Genomic DNA, 19,859 nt, shown 5'->3' on the forward strand with positions numbered 1-19,859 from the left:
TGTTGTTTAAAATTAAAAATTATCTTCTTCCACCGCCACCGCCGGATCTCATTCCGCCGCCGCCAGAAGAACCTCCAGATCTCATTCCACCTCCGGAATTGAATCCTCCTCCAGAATTTCCTGATCTTGTTGGTGCTACATAAGTATCATTTCTGTAACCGCCACTTGGCTGTGTATTTCTGAATCCGCCATTGTTATTAGGTGAAGTTCTTACGCCACCATTGTTTGGATAATTTTGTCGGATTCCGCCGTTGTTTGGATAGTTCTGTCTGATGCCACCATTTTGTCTGATGCCTGTATTGTTTTGATTGATTCTATTACCATTATTAGAATTTCTGAATCCGTCATTCATGGTTCTCAATCCACTGTTTCTAGTTCCAACTTCATTTCTGATATCTCTGTTTGGACGGAAACCTGTTGAGTTAATTGCATTGAAAGGTCCAGAAGTTCTGTTTCCAACTCTGTTTTGAGAAATCATCCCATTGAGTCTTCCGCCATTAGCTCCAGATCTGTTGTAAATAATTGTATTGTGGTGACCGCCCCAATATCCGCCTCCATAATAACCTCCCCAGCCATAGTTCCAGAACGGATCATAGAATCCACCGCCCCAGCCCCAAGGTGAGTAGAATGAGTTGCCCCATCCCCAGCCGAATCCCATGCCCCAACCCATCGAGTTGAAACCACTATTCCAGCCCCAGCCATAGTAAGGATATCCCCAACCGCCAAAACCTCCCCAGCCGTAGCCCATTCCCATTCCGCCCCAACCCCAGTTGTTGAAACTAGAGTAGTTTGTTTCTGTTCCTGTGAAATTTCCCCAGTCAGAATCGCTACTTAGCGCGTATCGGTTATTTTGGTCTTGAACGTTTTGTTGATTGTTATCATAGATGCTAGGATAAGTATCTTGATAATTATAATAATTGTCAACTTGATTGTTGTAATTGCCAGAATAGGTACCAGCTGGCAAAGAATCCTTGTTCGGGTCGTAGTAAACGCCGTCTGTTTCTGAATAACCACCGGTGTAGATAACACAAGAAGTTAATAGAAAGCTGCTGGAAATCAATATCAAACCTTTTGATTTGATGAAATTGAATAAGCTTTTATTGTTGATATTTTTCATTTTATGAGATGTATTAAGTTTCCTATATTTGCATTTCTTAAAAGAAACCAAATTTTATACCATTTAAATATTATAAATACGTGTAAAATTAGGCTTTTTATTTAGATTAGAAAGTTTAAAAAAAGTTAAAATCATATCAAAAAATTTATGGCAAAATTAACATCAAGAGCAGAAGATTATAGCAAATGGTATAATGAATTGGTTGTTAAAGCGGATTTAGCAGAGAATTCTGGCGTGAGAGGTTGTATGGTAATAAAACCGTACGGCTATGCAATTTGGGAAAAAATGCGTGACGAGATGGATAAGAAATTCAAAGAAACGGGTCACCAAAATGCTTACTTTCCTCTTTTTGTTCCCAAAAGCTTGTTCGAAGCAGAAGAAAAAAATGCAGAAGGTTTTGCCAAAGAATGCGCAGTAGTAACGCATTACAGATTGAAAAATGATCCCGACAATCCAGGTAAACTAATCGTAGATCCAGATGCAAAATTGGAAGAAGAGTTAATTGTACGTCCAACTTCTGAGGCGATTATTTGGAATACTTATAAGAATTGGGTTCAGTCTTACAGAGATTTACCGATTTTGATTAACCAATGGGCAAATGTTGTAAGATGGGAAATGAGAACCAGATTGTTCCTTAGAACCGCGGAATTTTTGTGGCAAGAAGGGCACACCGCTCACGCCACAAAAGATGAAGCCATCGAAGAAACAGAAAAAATGCTGGAAGTTTATGCAAAATTCGCAGAAGAATTTATGGCAATTCCAGTAATCCGTGGAATCAAATCTCCGTCAGAAAGATTTGCCGGTGCAGATGAAACTTATTGTATCGAAGCTATGATGCAAGACGGAAAAGCTTTGCAGGCCGGAACTTCTCATTTCTTGGGTCAGAATTTTGGAAAAGCTTTTGATGTGAAATTCACAACTAAAGAAGGAAAAATCGAATATACTTGGGGAACTTCTTGGGGAACTTCAACAAGATTAATCGGAGCTTTGATTATGACGCATTCTGATGATCTTGGATTGGTTTTGCCTCCAACTTTGGCTCCAATTCAAGTCGTGATTGTTCCTATTTTTAAAGGAGAAGAACAGTTGGCAGAAATCAGTAAAGTGGCTTTGGATATTCAAGCTAAATTGAGAGCTAGAGGAATTTCCGTTAAATTTGATGATGATACTCAGAACAAACCAGGTTGGAAATTTGCTGAATATGAACTGAAAGGTGTTCCGTTGAGAATTGCAATGGGACCAAGAGATTTGGAAAACAAAACAGTTGAATTAGCAAGAAGAGACAACTTGACCAAAGAATCTGTTTCTGTAGAAGGTTTGGACACTTATATCGAGGAATTGCTCAAAACGATTCAAAACGATATTTATACCAAAGCTTTGACTTTCCGCGAAGAAAATATGACTAAGGTAGATTCTTATGACGAGTTCAAAAAAGTTTTGGAAGAAAAAGGTGGATTCATTCTCGCACATTGGGATGGAACGGAAGAAGAGGAAGAGCAAATCAAGCAAGAGACAAAAGCCACCATCAGGTGTATTCCTTTGAATAATGAGCAAGAAGATGGCATTTCTCTGATAACTGGGAAACCTTCCAAACAAAGAGTTGTGTTTGCAAAAGCGTATTAAAAATAAAATTTCTATATCAAATCCGAAGAACTTCTTCGGATTTTTTTTGTCTCTAATTTTTTGTTGAAGTTAAATGATAATCTGTTAAAGTTTTATTAAAATTATCAATAATGAAAATTTGTGGATTAATATTTGGTAACATTACAATACATCAAACAATAAAATAAACTATTATGTCAACTAACCTTATCGACCTTATCAAAGGTCAGCTGGGACCGGCAACGGTTTCTCAAACTGCAACTCAATTAGGCGAGAGCGAATCTGGAATTTCAAAAGCTATTTCTGCATTATTGCCTGCCGTGGTAGGTGGATTTGTTAATAGCAATGCACAATCTGAATTGTTTAGCACAGTGAAGGATGCTGCAACCTCTGGCGTTTTGTCCAATCTTTTGGGGAATTTGGAAGGAAGTGATTCTGTAATTTCAAAAATTCTAAGCTTGATTTTCGGCGATGGAGACAAGCTGGCTGCCATTACAAATTCGGTTTCCGAATATGCAGGCATCAAAAATGAAGCTACAAACTCTGTTTTGAATCTTGTAACTGGCGCAACAGCTGGAACTATCGGGCGATATGCGGTAGATCACAATTTGGATGTTTCATCTTTTGGAAATCTAATGAACGATCAAAAATCAAATCTTGCTTCTCTTTTGCCTGCAGGATTTAGTTTTGCTTCATTAGGCTTAGGGAATTGGTTTGGATCTATGGACGCAGCTCCGGTGAATGTAATTCCAGAAGTGAATCAAACGCCGATCGTAGATGTGAATCCCACAACCCCTGTTACCGAGAAACCAATTGTAACAGAAACTCCAAAAGTAGATGTGACAAGAAGCGGAACTACACACGAAATCGTTTCTGATAACAGTTCTGGTGGTAGCATTTGGAAGTGGCTTTTACCATTGCTTTTATTATTGTTATTAGGCTGGTTTTTCTGGAAACAATGTGATAAAAAAGCAGAACCAATGCCAGTAACAACGGTTGACTCTACAGCAACAGTTTCTGATTCTACAAATCCAGCAGTTGACTCTGTGACGTTTCAAAGAGAAACCATTATGGTGACATTGCCAAGTGGAAAAACGCTTCAAGCTTACAAAGGCGGAATCGAGGATCAAATGGTGAATTTCTTAAAATCTGACGAATACAAGAATTCTACTGAAGCACAATTAAAAGACAGATGGTTCAATTTTGACAATTTGAATTTTGAATTCGGAAACTCAAAACTAACTCCTGAATCTCAAGTTCAATTGGAAAATCTTAAAATGATCTTGGCAGAATTCCCAGATGCTAAAATTAAAATTGGGGCTTACACAGATAAAAAAGGTGATGAAGCTGTTAACTTAAAATTGTCTGGAGAAAGAGCAGCGGTTGTAAAATCCTCTCTTAATTCTGCTCAAGTATTAGAGGCGGAAGGATACGGTTCCAAATTTGCAAAAGTTTCTGCCGATGCTACTGACAAAGAAAGAGAATCTGATAGAAAAACTGCAGTAAGATTTACCAAGTAAATTTTTGTTTAAATTAAATATAAAACTGTCAAGAGATTGACAGTTTTTTTATTGTTAATTTGCAGGTTAAGTAGAGTATAACTATTTTTGTTAGTCTAATCTAACAATACGAAATATTGAATCAATTTAATCATAACAGAGGTTGGCGAAAAGAGAAGAGTTCCAACTCTCTTCAGGAGTCTTTTGCCAGCGTTCATATTCCGAAAGACGGAAGCTTCAAGAAGAAACTATTTGCCTATATGGGACCTGGATTGCTCATTGCAGTAGGTTATATGGATCCGGGGAATTGGGCGACAGATATTGCAGGTGGAGCGCAGTTTGGCTATGCTTTGCTCTCTGTGGTTTTGATTTCAAATCTGTTTGCAATTCTTTTGCAGCATTTGTCTGTAAAATTGGGAGTTGTGGCAGAGCGGGATTTGGCGCAGGCGTGTAAAGATCATTTTCATCCTGTGGTCAATTTTATTCTTTGGATTTTCTGCGAAATTGCCATTGCTGCGTGTGATTTGGCAGAAGTGATAGGTTCGGCAATCGCTCTTAATCTTTTATTTGGAATACCACTCAGTTGGGGTGTTGTGATTACGATTGTCGATGTTTTTCTGATTTTATTCCTTCAGTCACGCGGTTTTCGCTACATAGAAAGTATTGTTGGAGGTTTGATATTAATTATTTTTATAGCATTTTTTTACGAAATATTTCTAAGTCAGCCAGAGGTTTTCCCGATGTTGCAAGGTTTGATTCCTCAGAAAGAAATCATCACCAATCCATCGATGTTATATATTGCCATCGGAATTTTGGGTGCTACGGTAATGCCTCACAATCTCTATCTTCATAGTAGTATTGTGCAAACAAGAAACTACCCAAGAACCACCGAAGGGAAGAAGGAAGCATTGAAATTTGCGAGTATCGACAGTAGTCTTTCCTTGATGCTAGCATTCATTATCAATGCGGCAATTCTCATCATTGCAGCAGCTACTTTTCACACGTCTGGGAACAAAGATGTGGCGGATATCAATGATGCTTATATGCTTTTGACACCGCTTTTGGGAACTACACTAGCGAGTATTTTCTTTGGAATTGCACTCTTGGCATCTGGTCAGAATTCTACTTTGACGGGAACACTCGCGGGACAGATCGTAATGGAAGGTTTCCTGAATATCAGACTAAAACCTTGGGTTAGAAGATTAATTACCAGAGTTATTGCCATTGTTCCAGCGTTGATTATCTCTATTCTTTATGGAGAAAAGGGAACGGCAGAATTGTTGGTTTTCAGTCAGGTCATTTTGTCGATGCAACTTAGTTTTGCTGTAGTTCCGTTGGTTATGTTTACCAATAGCAAAGCGAAAATGGGGGAGTTTGCTAATAAAATGTGGATCAAAGTTTTGGCCATCATCATCAGTACAATCATTATATTTCTGAATCTCTATCTCTTGAAAGAAACATTCTTTCCTTGATAATAATAAAAAAAACCGTTTCAAAATTTTGAAACGGTTTTTTTTTTTATTTTTTCTTTCTTTGAAAATATTATCCTAACTTCTTAGAATCTGCAACAAACTGCGCCAACCCAGAATCTGTCAATGGATGATTCAATAGATTTAGGATTGATGGTAGCGGCGATGTGATGACATCTGCGCCAATTTTTGCACAATTGATGATATGCATAGGACTTCTGATGGAAGCTGCAAGGATTTCTGTATCAAACATGTAATTGTCAAAAATCAAACGAATTTCTTCGATCAAATTAAGTCCATCCACAGAAATATCATCTAATCTACCTAGGAAAGGAGACACGTAAGTTGCACCTGCTTTTGCAGCCAAAAGTGCTTGTCCTGCTGAAAAAATCAGAGTACAGTTGGTTTTGATGCCTTTGTCTGAAAAATATTTTAGAGCTTTGATACCATCTTTGATCATCGGGATTTTTACGACAATTCTCTCGTGAAGTGCCGCCAATTCATCGCCTTCTTTGATCATTTCTTCATAAGTTGTAGAGAGAACTTCTGCAGAAACATCGCCGTCTGAAATGTTGCAAATATCAACGTAATGCTTGTTGATAGCTTCTTTTCCAGAGATTCCTTCTTTTGCCATAAGAGAAGGGTTGGTAGTAACGCCATCCAAAATTCCAAGGTCTTGTGCTTCTTTAATTTGGGCTAGGTTGGCTGTGTCAATAAAAAATTTCATATAAAGGTATTTGTTTGTTTATTAAAGCTTGTTGTTATTTTTTATAAGTGTAACTGATTACAAATATACAGTTTTAGTTTGCTCTGTAAAAATCAAAAAAAAAAGAAGCCAGCTGGCTTCTTTTAATTTACTTCATCGCAGCTTCTTTCGCTTTGAATTCGTTGTACTTAGCAGTATTTTGAGTGGTCATATAAAGTCCTTTCAAAATGCTGACCATATCCTTATCATTTGGATTGTTGCTGTAATATTTCTCTGCATAAGGAATCGCTTTTGAGAATCGGCTTCTTCTTTCCTCCATCAATTTATTAGCAGCATCTATCTTTCCTGATTTTCTCAGTTTGTTGTATTCGTCAACAGTTTTGGTGTCATCTCCCATATAGAAGTAAACCATATTCTGAAGTGCATTACTGAAGTTAGGATCAATTTCTAAAGCTTTTTTCAAAGATTCCTCTGCATCTTTTTGCATTGAAGGATCTTTCAATTGCAAAACGCCTAAATTGTACCAGTTTACTTTATCCGTTGGATTTTTCGCCAATTGTGCTTTAAGGTTACTTACAAATTGTTCCGTTTTACCAGATTTATAATAAGCGTTTCCTTGAATTTGAGAAAGTGTTTTGTTGTTTGGGAACTTTTTCAAACCATCATCAGAAATAGCAGCAGCCTCCTCAAATTTCTGCTGATCAAAAAGTAATGAAGCTAGAATCTCATAAAGTTCTTCTTGCTTACTAGGTGTTTTTTCTATTTTAAAATCAGAATAATCGCTGCCGTCTTTCATTTTTTGATAAAGGTCGTATGCGTTCTTATCAAGATTTTCTACAGTTCCAGTTTTCTTGTTTTTTGCAGTGTAATTAGTTTCGATTCCTGTATAATTTGCTTTGATCAACTCATCAAGAATCGCAATGCCTTTTGCTTTCTGATCTTGAGTTTGTGCATAAGCTACACCAGCGTAGTAAAGATAGTTTTTGTTATCCTGTCCGGCTGCTTTGAACAAGTAGTAAGTCTCTGCAAATTTTTCTCCTGCAACATCATATTTTTTGTTGTTATAATTTGTAGTTGCCATTGCACTCGCTGCTTGCAATTGAGGATTGATTGTATTTCTCAGTTTCTCAGCTAATGAAGGTGTAAACTTTTCTTGCTTCAAAGAAATTCCGTTTCCGAATTTTTCTGAAGCTTCTTTTCCAACAAAATAAACTCTGTTTTTCTCAGCATCTTTTCCTGTGAAAATAGGTTCTGCACCCAAAGTTGCAATCTTTGCAAGAATTTCTGCACCTTCTACGCTTTTCCCGGATTTCAATAATGACAATCCTTTTGCATAATAGTATTGCTCAAGAAGAGAAGGCTCTAATAAATAAGTCTTATCTCCAAAAATGCCTTCTGCTTTCGCAATTTCTGAACTTGCAGTCGTATGATCTCCTGAATCAACTGCTTTTACAGCGTTAGCAATTTCTTTTTTCTGCGCATTCATCAATGCTACAGATAAAACTGCCAAACTTAAAATTAATCTTTTCATATGTTAACTTTTATTTTTTATTCGTTGTCTTCGGTTTCATCAGCATTATCAGCGGCTTCTTCATCTTCGATTTTCTTCAGTTCCTCCTCGTCGCCGATGTTGATCTGATTGTTTCCAGTCTGTGGTTTCACTTTGAATTCTGGATTGTTACTGTCGTTTTCTGCAACTTCTCCGTCTTCTTCTTCCACAACTTCACTATCCATTTCTACTTTTGCAATCGCTGCAATTTCGTCCTTGGTTTTAAGATTAATGACTTTCACACCTTGGGTATTTCTACCCATCACACGCATTTCGTTCATATTCATTCGGATGGCAACACCAGATTTGTTGATAATCATCAATCCGTCTTCGTCTGTCACACTTTGGATAGCAATCAGATTACCGGTTTTCTCAGTAATGTTCAGCGTGATTACACCTTTTCCACCTCTGTTTGTGATTCGGTAATCTTCTACGGCTGTTCTTTTTCCATAACCTCTTTCTGATACAACCAAAACTGTATCATTTTCCAAGTCATTTACAACAATCATTCCGATTACTTCGTCACTATCTTCAAGAGAAATTCCACGTACACCAATCGATCCTCTGCCGACAGCTCTCGCTTTTTCTTCAGGGAATCGAATACATTTTCCGTTTTTGGTAGCAATCATAATTTGAGAATTTCCGTCTGTCAATCTTGCGCCTAATAATGCATCATTATCACGGATTTCGATAGCATTTACACCATTTGTTCTTGGTCTGGAGTAAGCTTCCAATGATGTTTTCTTGATGGTACCGTTCTTGGTGATCATCACAACATTCATTTGGTTGATATATTCTTGATTTTTAAGATCTTTGGTTCTAATGTAAGCCTTGATCTTATCGTCTTGCTCAATATTAATTAAATTCTGAACCGCTCTTCCTTTTGAAGTTTTAGATCCTTCCGGAACTTCGAATACCCTTAGCCAGAAACATTTTCCTTTTTCTGTGAAGAAGAGTAGGTATTCGTGGTTGGTTGCAGTTACGATATATTCCAAGAAATCCTCATCTCTCGTAGTTGCCGCTCTGTTTCCAACGCCACCTCTGGATTGTACTTTGTATTCAGAAAGAAGTGTTCTTTTGATGTAACCAGCGTGAGAAATAGTCAAAACAACTTTTTCGTCTGGGATGATATCCTCAATAGAGAATTCTCCTCCAGAGTAATCGATTTCAGAACGTCTTTCGTCGCCGTATTTTTCTTTGATTTCTTGAAGTTCAGTTTTGATGATCTCATAACGTCTTGGTTCATTCGTCAAAATGTCTTCCAAATCTTTTATTAAAGCCATTATTTCTTCGTACTCAGCACGGATCTTGTCCAATTCCATTCCCGTAAGACGAGCCAAACGAAGATCTAGAATTGCTTGTGCCTGAATTTCAGAAAGTTCAAATTCTTCAATCAAACCTTCTTTCGCGGCTTGTGGATTGGCGCTGTGACGGATGATTGCAATCGCTCTGTCAAGAGAATCCTGAGTTCCGATCACTTTCATAAAGCCTTCAAGAATGTGTGCTCTTTCCTGTGCTTTTCTAAGTTCGTATTTTGTTCTTCTTACAATTACTTCGTGACGGTGATCTACGAAATGTAAGATCATATCTTTCACATTCAGCTGTACAGGTCTTCCTTTAACTAAGGCGATGTTATTAACTGAAAATGAAGTTTGTAGAGAAGTGTATTTATATAAAAGGTTTAATACGACATTTGGTATTGCATCGTTCTTAAGTTCATAAACGATACGCATTCCGTTTCTGTCAGACTCATCACGGATTTCATAAATTCCCGGAAGTTTATCATCTTTAACCAATTCAGCAGTTCTGGCAATCATTTCTGCTTTGTTGACTTGATAAGGAATTTCTGTTACGATGATCGCATTTCTATTTCCAATCTCTTCGAAATTGATTTTCGCTCTCAAAACGATACGCCCTCTTCCTGTATGGAAAGCATCACGCACGCCATCATAACCGTAGATGATTCCACCTGTTGGGAAATCTGGAGCAATGATGTGCTTCATCAACTCATCGATGGTAATTTCTTTATCATCAATATAAGCACAAATCGCATCAATACTTTCAGATAAGTTGTGAGGCGCCATATTCGTCGCCATACCAACTGCAATTCCGGAAGCTCCATTGACCAAAAGACTTGGGATTCTTGTAGGAAGAACGGTAGGCTCTGTTAAACTGTCATCAAAGTTATTTTGAAAATCAACAGTTTCTTTATCAAGATCGGCAAGAATCTCATCGGATATTTTTTTAAGTCTTGCTTCCGTATAACGCATTGCTGCTGGTGGATCGCCGTCCATAGAACCGAAGTTACCTTGTCCGTCAACCATCTGATAACGCAAACTCCACGGTTGCGCCATTCTTACCATTGCATCATAAACCGAGCTGTCGCCGTGTGGGTGATATTTACCTAAAACGTCTCCAACAATTCTCGCAGATTTCAAATGTTTTCTGTTAGAAAAGACATTAAGACCATACATACCGTAGAGCACTCTTCTGTGAACGGGTTTCAGTCCATCTCTCACATCTGGCAAAGCTCTTGATACGATTACTGACATCGAATAATCGATGTAAGAGGTTCTCATCTCGTCAACAATGTTGATTGGTATTAACCTTTCTCCTTCCTTATGCATAAATATTTTTTAATTTATTGTAAATCAGAATTTTAAAATACATTCTGATGCTTCAAGTTTTTCTGTTTTTTATAACGGGCTAATTTACAAAAAAAAACCGATTTTTGCATTCTGAATTTATCAACATTAATCATAAAAAAATATAAAAAATGAGCATCCTTAGTATTACATTTCATACAATCGAAAATAAAATTGAAGAATGGGACATCTATGTGGAAAGTGATCTGCATCAGATGGTGGAAAATCTTTTGGATGTGGAGCAATATATCCTTTCCGAAGTTCAATCGGATATGGTAAGCGAAGGAAAGAATACCAATTTATTTTTAGTTTTTGATAATGATGAGATGAGAGAGCAATTTATGGAAAGTGAAATGGTAAACTTGGAAGAAAGAATTAATGGGAGATTTGGTGAGCAAGTGATGATTTTCCCAACTTTTTTAAATCCTAAGAAAAAGAGATTTTAAATAAGGTTTTGAGTCTAAAAATTATTCTCTCGCAGATTTTTACTTTAAAGTTCTATCTTAATGTCAGTAAAAGTGGAATCAAATACTATCAAATGTCAGTCTGAGGCTCTCAAAGACCTTTTAATTTTCTGGGAATAATTTTTGGAGTTACTTTGTAGCTCCTTTATTTTTATAATTATGTTCGACAAACAACAACGAAAACTTAAGCGTTCTGCCAGATTAATTTCCGTTCTCAGTAAGTATGGTTTTAAAGATATGATTGCCAGAATGGGCAAAAAACCGGAAGAAAATTCGGTAAATTCTGACGAAATCATTTCCAAAGGAACGGTTTACGAAAGGATTAGATTGGTTTTGGAAGAATTGGGTCCGACGTTCGTGAAGCTAGGACAAACGTTCAGTAATCGGGAAGATCTGCTTCCGCCAGAACTGATTCAGGAGTTGCAGAAACTTCAGGATCGGGTAGAAATTGTTGATATGAATGTTGAGGAGATTTTGGAAAATGAATTCAATATTTCTGTTAAAGAACATTTCTCGGAGATTGTTGTAAAACCTTTAGCAACGGCTTCTATTGCTCAGGTTTACAAAGCAACTTTGATTACTGGAGAAGAAGTTATTTTAAAGATCAAAAAACCGGATGTTCTAAGTGTTATTGAGGATGATTTGCTATTAATAAAAGATTTAGTGAAATTGATTTCGACCTATTCAGAGATTGCTTCAAAATTGAACTTAAAACAAGCCATTGCCACTTTTGAAAAGTCATTGTTAGAAGAAGTTTCTTTGGTCAATGAACGAAATAATATCAAGCAGTTTGCTTTAAATTTCAAAAATAATAAGGAAACCTACGTTCCAATTGTTTACGACGAATTTTCCAATAATAATGTCCTTTGTATGGAGTTTATTGATGGAATTAAGGTTACAGATAAAGCTGAACTTTTGAATCATAATATTGATCCTATCAAAATCTCAGAAGTTGGTTTGAGGCTTTTCGTTTCTCAGATTTTGGATTACGGATTTTTCCACGCCGATCCACACGCAGGGAATATTTTGGTGAAGAGAGATGGGAGAGTCGTCTTTATTGATTTTGGTGCAGTTGGGAAAATTCAGCCAAATGATAAAGAGATTCTTGAAAGTTTGATTGTGGCTTTTGTTGCTAAAAATTCTAATAAGATTGTAAGGTCATTAAAAAAAATGGCGGTCAGCTACGAGATTCCGGATGAGAGGCGATTTGAAAATGATGTGGAAGAAGTTCTGAATTTCGTTCACAGCACGTCATTGAAAAATATCGATCCGCATATTATCATTAATAAAATGAAAGACGTTTTGAAGGACAATCAGCTTTATATGCCGGATTATTTTTATCTTTTGTTTAAAGGAATTGGTTTGATAGAAGGTGTTGGGCGAACAATCAATCCCGATTTGGACATTGTGAAAAGTCTGCATCCTTACACCAAGAAAATCTTGACGAGAAAAATTAGTCCAAAAAAACTCTTCAAAAGTGGAATGGACAAAATGATGAATTTCACCGATAATGTGGATGAAATCCCGAAAGAGTTGCGCTCCGTTCTGCAAAAACTGGATGATAATAAATTCACCATTTCCAGCGAGATAAAAAATATTGAGAAAACCAATAATCTTATCAAATCGAGTATCATTAATCTAATCTTAGCAATGGTTTTAGGAGCAAATATCATTGCAACATCCATCGTTTTCGTTTCAGAATCTGGACCAAGAATTGGCGAAATGTCTTTGGTGGCTGTTTTGGGATTTTTGTTTTCGGTAGTTTTGGTAATAATCTTATTATTAAGGATTACTAGAAAATAGTTTTAAAATTTTATCATCTCGCTGATTTGATAGATTCAGCAGATTTGAAATGTTAAATTTGTAAGATTAGTTTGATTTGATAGGAATTATTACTTAAATCATTCATTTAAAAATTCTTGTTTTGATACTTATTAATTATATTCAAATAAATACATTAAATTTGCACCACATTTTTAGACGAAATATAATTAATTAAAGCACTCAATACGGAGTGCAACACAAAAGAATTTATGAGTATACCTCAAGCAATTACAGAAACGGTCATTCTTGCAGACGGCAGAGAGATCACAATCGAAACAGGGAAATTGGCAAAACAGGCTGATGGATCTGTAGTAGTAAAAATGGGCGGGACAATGCTTTTAGCAACTGTTGTAGCCAGCAAAGAAGCAAAAGATGGCGTAGATTTCTTGCCATTGACAGTAGATTACAGAGAGAAATTCTACGCAGGTGGGAAAATCCCTGGAAACTTTTTCAGAAGAGAAGCTAGACCATCCGATCAGGAGATCTTGACAATGCGTTTGGTGGACAGAGTTCTAAGACCATTGTTCCCTGAAGATTTCCACGCGGAAGTACAGGTGATGATCTCTTTGATTTCTTACGATGGACAATCCATTCCAGATGATCTGGCTGGTTTTGCAGCATCTGCAGCGATCGCGATCACGGACATTCCTTTCAACGGGCCAATGTCTGAAGTAAGAGTGGTGAGAATTGACGGAAAACTTTCTGTTAATCCAAAACTAGAAGACCTTAAAATCGCTGACCTTGATATTATGGTTGGTGCAACGAAAGATTCTATCGTAATGGTAGAAGGCGAGATGAAGGAGATCTCTGAAGCAGAAATGCTGGAGGCTATCAACTTCGCTCACGTTGAGATCAAAAAACAAGTTGAAGCTCAGGAGAGATTGGCTGAAAAAGTTGGTAAATCATTTCCAAAAAGAGAATACAGCCACGAGAATCACGACGAAGCGATCCGTGAGAAAGTTTGGAAAGAAACTTACGATAAAGTATACGAAGTAGCGAAATCGCCTTCAGGTAAAGAAGAAAGAAGCGACAAATTCAAAGCGGTGCGTGAAGAGTTCTTGGCTCAATATGTTGATAACGCTGAAGAATTGGAGAGAGTAACACCTTTCGTAAAAGTATATTACCACGATGTTGAGAAAGAAGCGATGCGTCAGATGATCTTGAATGATAAGATCCGTCTTGATGGTCGTGATCCTCAAACCATCCGTCCGATCTGGAGTGAGATCGATTATTTGCCAGGTGCACACGGTTCTGCGATCTTCACAAGAGGGGAAACTCAATCTTTGACAGCAGTAACTTTAGGTTCTGTGAAAGATGCAAATATGGTTGACAGCGTGATGATCAATTACGACGAGAGATTCTTCCTACACTATAACTTCCCACCATTCTCAACTGGTGAAGCTCGTCCTTTGAGAGGAACATCAAGAAGAGAAGTTGGTCACGGAAACCTGGCTCAGAGAGCTTTGGCGAATATGATCCCGGAAGAAAATCCTTACACCATTCGTATCGTTTCTGATATCCTGGAATCCAATGGTTCATCTTCTATGGCGACTGTTTGTGCAGGAACTTTAGCATTGATGGATGCGGGTGTTCAGATCAAGAAACCAGTTTCTGGAATCGCGATGGGATTGGTAACTGACATCAAAACAGGAAAATTCACAGTGCTTTCTGATATCTTGGGTGATGAAGATCACTTGGGAGATATGGACTTCAAAGTAACCGGAACTGCAGACGGAATCACGGCTTGCCAAATGGATATCAAGATCCAAGGATTGTCTATGGACATTATGGAGAAAGCCCTTCTACAAGCTAGAGACGGAAGATTGCATATCCTTGATAAATTAAACGAAACCATCTCTGCACCAAGAGAAGACGTGAAACCTCACGCTCCGAAAATGGTGATGCTAGAAATCTCTAAAGATTTCATTGGTGCGGTAATCGGACCTGGTGGAAAGATCATTCAGCAGATGCAGAAAGATACGGATACTGTTATCGCTATCGAGGAAGTTGGAGAGATCGGAAGAATCGAGATCTCTGGTGTGAGTAGAGAGAAGATCAACGAGGCTATCGCAAAGATCAACGAGATCACTTTTGTACCAACTGTAGGTGAAGTTTACCAAGGTAGAGTTGTGAAAGTAATGGACTTCGGAGCTTTCGTAGCGATCGCTAAGGGAACTGAAGGACTTCTACACATTTCTGAGATCGAGTGGGCGCGTCTTGATAAAGTGCCTTACAACGAAGGTGACCAAGTTGAGGTGAAGTTTATGGGTTATGATGACCGTAAGAAAATGAAACTTTCCAGAAAAGTATTGTTGCCAAGACCAGAAAGACCGACTCCTAAACCAAGACCAGAAAGTCAAGTGAACCCTGAAGGTAAAGACCAACCAGGAGAACACAAGCCTTTGAACGAAGCATAAGATTAAGTCTTAATGATATTGAATCCCCCGAGTTATCGGGGGATTTTTTTTGGAATTTTTTATTTATTGTCCTTCGAGAGCCTCAGGAGGACAGGGTTGGGCGTACCTACGGCACTCTTGTGTTTGTGGGGTGGGTGTTTCTATTAACAGGTTGCTCCTCTGGAGTTCTTGTGAATTCGGGATTTAGTTTCCGGATAAGAGAATGTTAATTGCGGACGGCAGAATATTTTTGAAAGGAATTTTTTATTTATTGTCCTTCGAGAGACTCCGGATGACAGGGTAGTGGCGTACCTACGGCACGCCTATATCTTGTAACTGGGTGTTTCTATTAACAGGTTGCTCCTCTGGAGCTTTTGTGAATTCAGGATTTAGTTCCGGATAAGAGAAAATTAATTACGGACGGCAGAATATTGTTTACGGATGCAAGAATATAACTTCCGGATGTAAGAATATAGTTTCCGGATGCGAGAATATAACTTACGGATGTAAGAATATAGTTTCCGGATGCGAGAATATAACTTACGGATGCAAGAATATAGTTTCCGGATGCAAGAATATAACTTCCGGATGCGAGAATATAATTCCAGATGGGATAATATGAAAGCATTGTATTAAAATAGGAATTTCTTTATTAAGAATCCTTCGAGAGCCTCAGGATGACAGTACTAGTAGTACACTATTATAAAAACATCCTGTCAACATATCTTGACAGGATGTGGCATTAGAAAAATCAGACTGTGTAATAGACTATTGACTCGTCTGTGTATTATTTAGGTTCAGTAAACTTGATTGATGATACGTTGGCATATTCTGTGGAGGTAGCACCATAAAGACCTTTGACATATTTTTTGACGTTTTGGGCAATATCGTAGAGTCCAGTGTTTTCTGCGTATAGAATTTGATTTCTTTCTATTAGTTTGACATTGAGTTCGGCTTCGGTCTGGTCTACGGGTTGTGTTGTGCTTATCAGTGAAGCGTGGTAAGGCGATAGCGTGGTTAGTTTTAAATCGTCTTCGTTAGGCGTGTAACTGGGGATAGTTGCCAGCAACTGCAAGAGGATTCCGAAATTTTCGGCTTGCTGGGTGTATGATTGGCGGGAAGTGGATACTGTTTTTGGTGGTTCTCCGCCTTCTTAGGTTGTGGTTTTTGGTTTCTTTTGTCCGCCTTGGATGGTGCGGTTTAGGGTTCTCGCTTGGTCGATGGTTCCTTGTGGTAAGCCTAGGATTTCTAACAGACTTAGAATTCTGGTACAGGTTGGTTTCAGGTTTTCGAATGCTACCTGACGCAGGGCGATGGCGTTTTTGTTGGCATTTCGTTTTTCTTCTACTTCGCTGAGTTTTGCAACGGCAGTGGTGTAGAGGGTTTGGAGATTGGAGACCGATAGACTTGCTACGGGAGGGTTGTAAAGTGTGTAAACGGAAACTTGCTCTGTGAGTTTTTGTAGGTTGGCTACGTTTTTAGCGTGTCCTACTTCTGATGTTGAAGACATAATATTTGTATTTTTAGTTGTCTTCAAATATAGAATTTATTTTGAATCTGATAATAAAAAGATTGATTAATTGTGAATTATGTAATATTATGTTAAATTGGGAATGGGAAACCCTAGCGGGAGGCTAGGGTTTTTTGTTTTTTTTGGATGCACGGATTGCAAATCCGCGCTATCGGGATTTTTTTACTTTACTAATGAGCACGAGCGGGACGCTCGCGCTAGCAGAGGTTTGTTGTGAGAAAGCACGAGCGGGACGCTAGCGAGGGGAATCTATTTTTTTATTGGCAAACAAGACTATATCTTTAATAACCAATTTTTGAATTGCGGAAATAAGAGCTCTCATCAAAGCAAAGTCAATTTCATTATTGATAGCCGGTAATTGAATTTTAGTTATTTTGATTTTATCACGATTAAATTTTGTCCCATAATCATAATTCAATTCTAAAATTGCTTTTCTAAAACTTGAAATGGCAAAAAACAATTCAAATTTTTGAAAGTTTTTGTCGTATGCTTTAAGTACTTGTAAATGACTTTTTCCAATAAACTCAGTAGGTTGATAGAAAATTGTTCGTTCTGATTGCCAAGTATCACTCAATGTAATTACATTTGATGGGTTTAGTGGTTCTAAATTACTCCAACCGATATAACCATTATTTTGTGATTGATTGGAAACGTATGGGGTTTTACCATTTTCGATGAGAATATTTCTATCATTCATTTTGTAAGCTTTAGATGGTGAAACATCAAATAGTTTTTGAATTTCAAACTCTTCAAATTTCACTTCACCTTTTTCAAACATTTCAAATACTCGTTTTTCTTCACCAGTCAAAATATAGTTTTTAAGATTTGGAGCTGAAAAACACAATTTTAGCTCTGCTATACGTTCCTTTTCCAGTGCAGCCACAAAACTTTTATCTTCATTTTTTTGTCTTAGTAAGTTTGACACCTCCCAAGCTAAGTAATCGCCAATAGTTTTTTTGAAATCTTTAATTGTTGGCTTGGTATCAATTTTTTGATAATGATCAAAATTCCAATCGTTTCCATTTTTAGATATAACACTCATTACAATTGTTTGCTTCAAATTCCATAAAGTCGGAGAAACATCTGCTGTTACTCCATTTTTATAGATTTCAACTATATCATTATAGCGTTGCATCGAATTGTCTAATTCAATAAGACTTCGTTTGGTGCGTTTGTAACCATCGTTCCTAAAGTCAATAAATTTGACTTGTTTTTTATAATCGTGGCTTTTGCCTGTATGCTCGATAACATAGATAGAGGTCTGAACTCCTGCCATAGGTATAAATAAATCTATAGGCATTTTGATGCTTGCTAATAATTGGTTTTTAGCCAAAATAGCTTTACAACTTTCAACGCCTCGACCGTTTCCTGCAGAGTCTTGAATTATAATTGCCGCTTTGCCGCCAATCTTCATATTTTCAAGACCAAACAGAATAAATGGCATTCCATTTTCTTTAAAACTAAAAGGTGGATTTAGTAATAATTTATCGGCGTTAAACTCTCTGTAAAGGTCGGCTGGCTCATTAAAAGATGAACCTTTACGGATGTTACTTGAACCATCGCCACGCAAAATCATATTTGTTGAAGCTAGCGTAAACATTTCTGCGTTAAGCTCCACTCCAAGCAACTGATTTTTCTTAATTTCTTTTATTTTGTCAATTGCTTTCGTAGTGTTTTTACCATATTTTTTTTCTGCATATTCTATCATCATTTCCATAGATGAAATTAAAAAACCAGCTGAACCTGTGGCTAAATCCATAACCTTAGAGTTTTCATCTACTTCTAAAATTTGGGTCATCATTTTGGTAACATAAGGTGGAGTTAAAACAATCCCAATTTCCTTTCCATCACCAAGTGCATACTTCAAAAATTCAGAATACATTTCTCCCATAATATCTAAATGCCCACTCATAGAGTCTATAGACAAAAAAATGTTTTCATAGATGTATGTGAAAATTTGTTTATTGACACTTGCCAAATCAGGTAATAACTTTCCTATTATGGGGTCTAAATCTGTTTTTTTATCACGGTCGGTATCTTTGTTAATTTCCTTAAAGGATGCCATCATTAGATTTAATTTATCTAATGGTATCTCTTTTAATTTAAGGTAATTTTCTATTTGAGTTACGATAGTGTCTCCGTCTCTTTGATTGTCTAGATTGATTCCTCTTAAATCGTCTGGAGTTAATCCATTTTTAATATCCGCAATATCTTGCATAGCTAGAAGCATTCCCGAAACATATAGCACACGTTGAGGAGCTGTAATAGCGTGATTATTCATCAATTTATTTAGCTTCTTTGCATATTCTTGTAATTTCGCTTGCGAGTCTATTAAAATTTTATGTTTTTCGTCTTCTGTAAGTGTTGCTGCTTTGTAAAACTCTGCAAATGATTTTTTTGATTCTAAAAAATCTAATGAAGTGTAAGTGTCTATTAATTTGTATGTTTCATCAGTTGCGCCAAAAACATAATACACTTTTATAGTTACGTTATTAGCATTATTACCAGCTATTCCAATTGCAATTGCTTCGGTATATTTTTTACTCATTATAGCACATTGTGCGTAATGAATTGCTCCATTTACTGCGAAATTTTTAACGGATTTTATATCGTTTTTGATTTTATCACCATTGGTTGCCGATAGCTTATTAATGCCTAGTTTATTTTCAATTAAAACAGGGATTTTTCGATCAGCGAATATTTCAAGGTGAAAATCAGGTTTCCAAGATTTGCCTTTTTCTGTTTCACCAGCTTCTTCAAGAGCGAGACGTTTTAAAATCACGCCTTTTTGAATTGCATCTTTTAAAAAATCAGACATTGCCGATTCTACAGTATAGTTGTTTTGTTTAATTCTTGCAAATTCTGATTTTACCCAATCATTTACATTATCTTCCAAATTCCAGTCCTTCATTTTATTCTATGGTATTTTGATAATTTGCAAAAATAGTTTAATAATATTATCTATGTTATTATAGTCTACGAAAAATAAACAAATTCTACTATTAACTCTATATTTTGAGTAGTAATTTTATCCCTGACCATTCAAAATACTATTAT

14 protein-coding genes and 1 pseudogene are annotated in these 19,859 nt (G+C 36.9%); 6 read left to right on the plus strand and 9 right to left on the minus strand.

The genetic code is table 11. The features are described from left to right. Positions 1 to 19: 19 nt before the first annotated feature. On the minus strand, positions 20 to 1,117 hold the full coding sequence (locus B0I22_RS04580; protein ID WP_133943473.1) for a prolyl-tRNA synthetase: 1,098 nt from the start codon (positions 1,115 to 1,117) through the stop codon (positions 20 to 22). Positions 1,118 to 1,264: 147 nt separating this feature from the next. Between B0I22_RS04580 and proS the strand changes: the two genes are divergently transcribed. From proS to B0I22_RS04595, 3 genes are all read left to right on the plus strand, one after another. Next, complete coding sequence (proS, locus tag B0I22_RS04585) at positions 1,265 to 2,740, plus strand: proline--tRNA ligase (protein WP_133943474.1); 1,476 nt, start codon at positions 1,265 to 1,267, stop codon at positions 2,738 to 2,740. A gap of 173 nt (positions 2,741 to 2,913) precedes the next feature. After that, complete coding sequence (locus tag B0I22_RS04590; RefSeq protein ID WP_133943475.1) at positions 2,914 to 4,239, plus strand: OmpA family protein; 1,326 nt, start codon at positions 2,914 to 2,916, stop codon at positions 4,237 to 4,239. 116 nt (positions 4,240 to 4,355) lie between these two features. Then, positions 4,356 to 5,690, plus strand: coding sequence for an Nramp family divalent metal transporter (locus tag B0I22_RS04595; protein WP_425459590.1), 1,335 nt, complete (start codon positions 4,356 to 4,358; stop codon positions 5,688 to 5,690). A gap of 70 nt (positions 5,691 to 5,760) precedes the next feature. Here the strand turns inward: B0I22_RS04595 and fsa are convergent, their stop codons facing one another. The 3 genes from fsa to gyrA form a co-directional block, all read right to left on the minus strand. Next, positions 5,761 to 6,414 carry a fructose-6-phosphate aldolase gene (gene fsa, locus B0I22_RS04600; RefSeq protein WP_133943477.1) on the minus strand — a complete coding sequence of 218 codons (654 nt, stop codon included), beginning with the start codon at positions 6,412 to 6,414 and terminating at the stop codon, positions 5,761 to 5,763. A gap of 127 nt (positions 6,415 to 6,541) precedes the next feature. Further along, on the minus strand, positions 6,542 to 7,924 hold the full coding sequence (locus B0I22_RS04605) for a tetratricopeptide repeat protein (RefSeq protein WP_133943478.1): 1,383 nt from the start codon (positions 7,922 to 7,924) through the stop codon (positions 6,542 to 6,544). A gap of 17 nt (positions 7,925 to 7,941) precedes the next feature. Continuing rightward, positions 7,942 to 10,569 carry a DNA gyrase subunit A gene (gyrA, locus tag B0I22_RS04610; RefSeq protein WP_133943479.1) on the minus strand — a complete coding sequence of 876 codons (2,628 nt, stop codon included), beginning with the start codon at positions 10,567 to 10,569 and terminating at the stop codon, positions 7,942 to 7,944. Positions 10,570 to 10,718: 149 nt separating this feature from the next. Here gyrA and B0I22_RS04615 point away from each other — a divergent pair, with 149 nt between their 5' ends. From B0I22_RS04615 to B0I22_RS04625, 3 genes are all read left to right on the plus strand, one after another. Beyond that, positions 10,719 to 11,033, plus strand: a complete 315-nt coding sequence (locus B0I22_RS04615; RefSeq protein ID WP_133943480.1) for a DUF4286 family protein — start codon at positions 10,719 to 10,721, stop codon at positions 11,031 to 11,033. 177 nt (positions 11,034 to 11,210) lie between these two features. Further along, positions 11,211 to 12,854, plus strand: a complete 1,644-nt coding sequence (locus B0I22_RS04620) for an ABC1 kinase family protein (RefSeq protein WP_133943481.1) — start codon at positions 11,211 to 11,213, stop codon at positions 12,852 to 12,854. A gap of 230 nt (positions 12,855 to 13,084) precedes the next feature. Further along, positions 13,085 to 15,292 (plus strand): polyribonucleotide nucleotidyltransferase, encoded by a 2,208-nt coding sequence (locus B0I22_RS04625; RefSeq protein WP_133943482.1) that lies wholly within the window; start codon positions 13,085 to 13,087, stop codon positions 15,290 to 15,292. A gap of 361 nt (positions 15,293 to 15,653) precedes the next feature. On the opposite strand, the gene B0I22_RS04630 is transcribed toward B0I22_RS04625, so the two are convergent. The 5 genes and pseudogenes from B0I22_RS04630 to B0I22_RS04640 all read right to left on the minus strand — a co-directional run. After that, a complete protein-coding gene (locus tag B0I22_RS04630; protein WP_133943483.1) occupies positions 15,654 to 15,899 on the minus strand; it encodes a hypothetical protein in 246 nt (81 codons plus the stop codon). 159 nt (positions 15,900 to 16,058) lie between these two features. Then, positions 16,059 to 16,340 (minus strand): hypothetical protein, encoded by a 282-nt coding sequence (locus tag B0I22_RS16310; RefSeq protein ID WP_246022138.1) that lies wholly within the window; start codon positions 16,338 to 16,340, stop codon positions 16,059 to 16,061. An 84-nt stretch (positions 16,341 to 16,424) separates the two neighbouring features. After that, a complete protein-coding gene (locus B0I22_RS16315) occupies positions 16,425 to 16,781 on the minus strand; it encodes a hypothetical protein (RefSeq protein WP_246022139.1) in 357 nt (118 codons plus the stop codon). 256 nt (positions 16,782 to 17,037) lie between these two features. Next, the gene (locus B0I22_RS16405; protein WP_281276576.1) at positions 17,038 to 17,580 is read right to left on the minus strand and encodes a restriction endonuclease subunit S; all 543 of its coding nucleotides are present in this window, start codon (positions 17,578 to 17,580) and stop codon (positions 17,038 to 17,040) included. Between the two features lie 108 nt (positions 17,581 to 17,688). Continuing rightward, positions 17,689 to 19,713: pseudogene (locus B0I22_RS04640) on the minus strand (HsdM family class I SAM-dependent methyltransferase); the annotation flags it as partial. Between the last annotated feature and the right edge of the window lie 146 nt (positions 19,714 to 19,859).

The sequence above is a fragment of the Epilithonimonas xixisoli genome, from assembly GCF_004365655.1.
GTDB classification, from domain to species: Bacteria; Bacteroidota; Bacteroidia; order Flavobacteriales; family Weeksellaceae; genus Epilithonimonas; species Epilithonimonas xixisoli.

Bases quoted from the DNA above. Each gene is read 5' to 3' on its own strand.
- B0I22_RS04580 (WP_133943473.1), bottom strand. From the start codon at position 1,117: ATGAAAAATATCAACAATAAAAGCTTATTCAATTTCATCAAATCAAAA.
- proS (WP_133943474.1), top strand. From the start codon at position 1,265: ATGGCAAAATTAACATCAAGAGCAGAAGATTATAGCAAATGGTATAAT.
- B0I22_RS04590 (WP_133943475.1), top strand. From the start codon at position 2,914: ATGTCAACTAACCTTATCGACCTTATCAAAGGTCAGCTGGGACCGGCA.
- fsa (WP_133943477.1), bottom strand. From the start codon at position 6,414: ATGAAATTTTTTATTGACACAGCCAACCTAGCCCAAATTAAAGAAGCA.
- B0I22_RS04605 (WP_133943478.1), bottom strand. From the start codon at position 7,924: ATGAAAAGATTAATTTTAAGTTTGGCAGTTTTATCTGTAGCATTGATG.
- gyrA (WP_133943479.1), bottom strand. From the start codon at position 10,569: ATGCATAAGGAAGGAGAAAGGTTAATACCAATCAACATTGTTGACGAG.
- B0I22_RS04615 (WP_133943480.1), top strand. From the start codon at position 10,719: ATGAGCATCCTTAGTATTACATTTCATACAATCGAAAATAAAATTGAA.
- B0I22_RS04620 (WP_133943481.1), top strand. From the start codon at position 11,211: ATGTTCGACAAACAACAACGAAAACTTAAGCGTTCTGCCAGATTAATT.
- B0I22_RS04625 (WP_133943482.1), top strand. From the start codon at position 13,085: ATGAGTATACCTCAAGCAATTACAGAAACGGTCATTCTTGCAGACGGC.
- B0I22_RS04630 (WP_133943483.1), bottom strand. From the start codon at position 15,899: ATGCTTTCATATTATCCCATCTGGAATTATATTCTCGCATCCGGAAGT.
- B0I22_RS16315 (WP_246022139.1), bottom strand. From the start codon at position 16,781: ATGTCTTCAACATCAGAAGTAGGACACGCTAAAAACGTAGCCAACCTA.
- B0I22_RS16405 (WP_281276576.1), bottom strand. From the start codon at position 17,580: ATGTTTGAAAAAGGTGAAGTGAAATTTGAAGAGTTTGAAATTCAAAAA.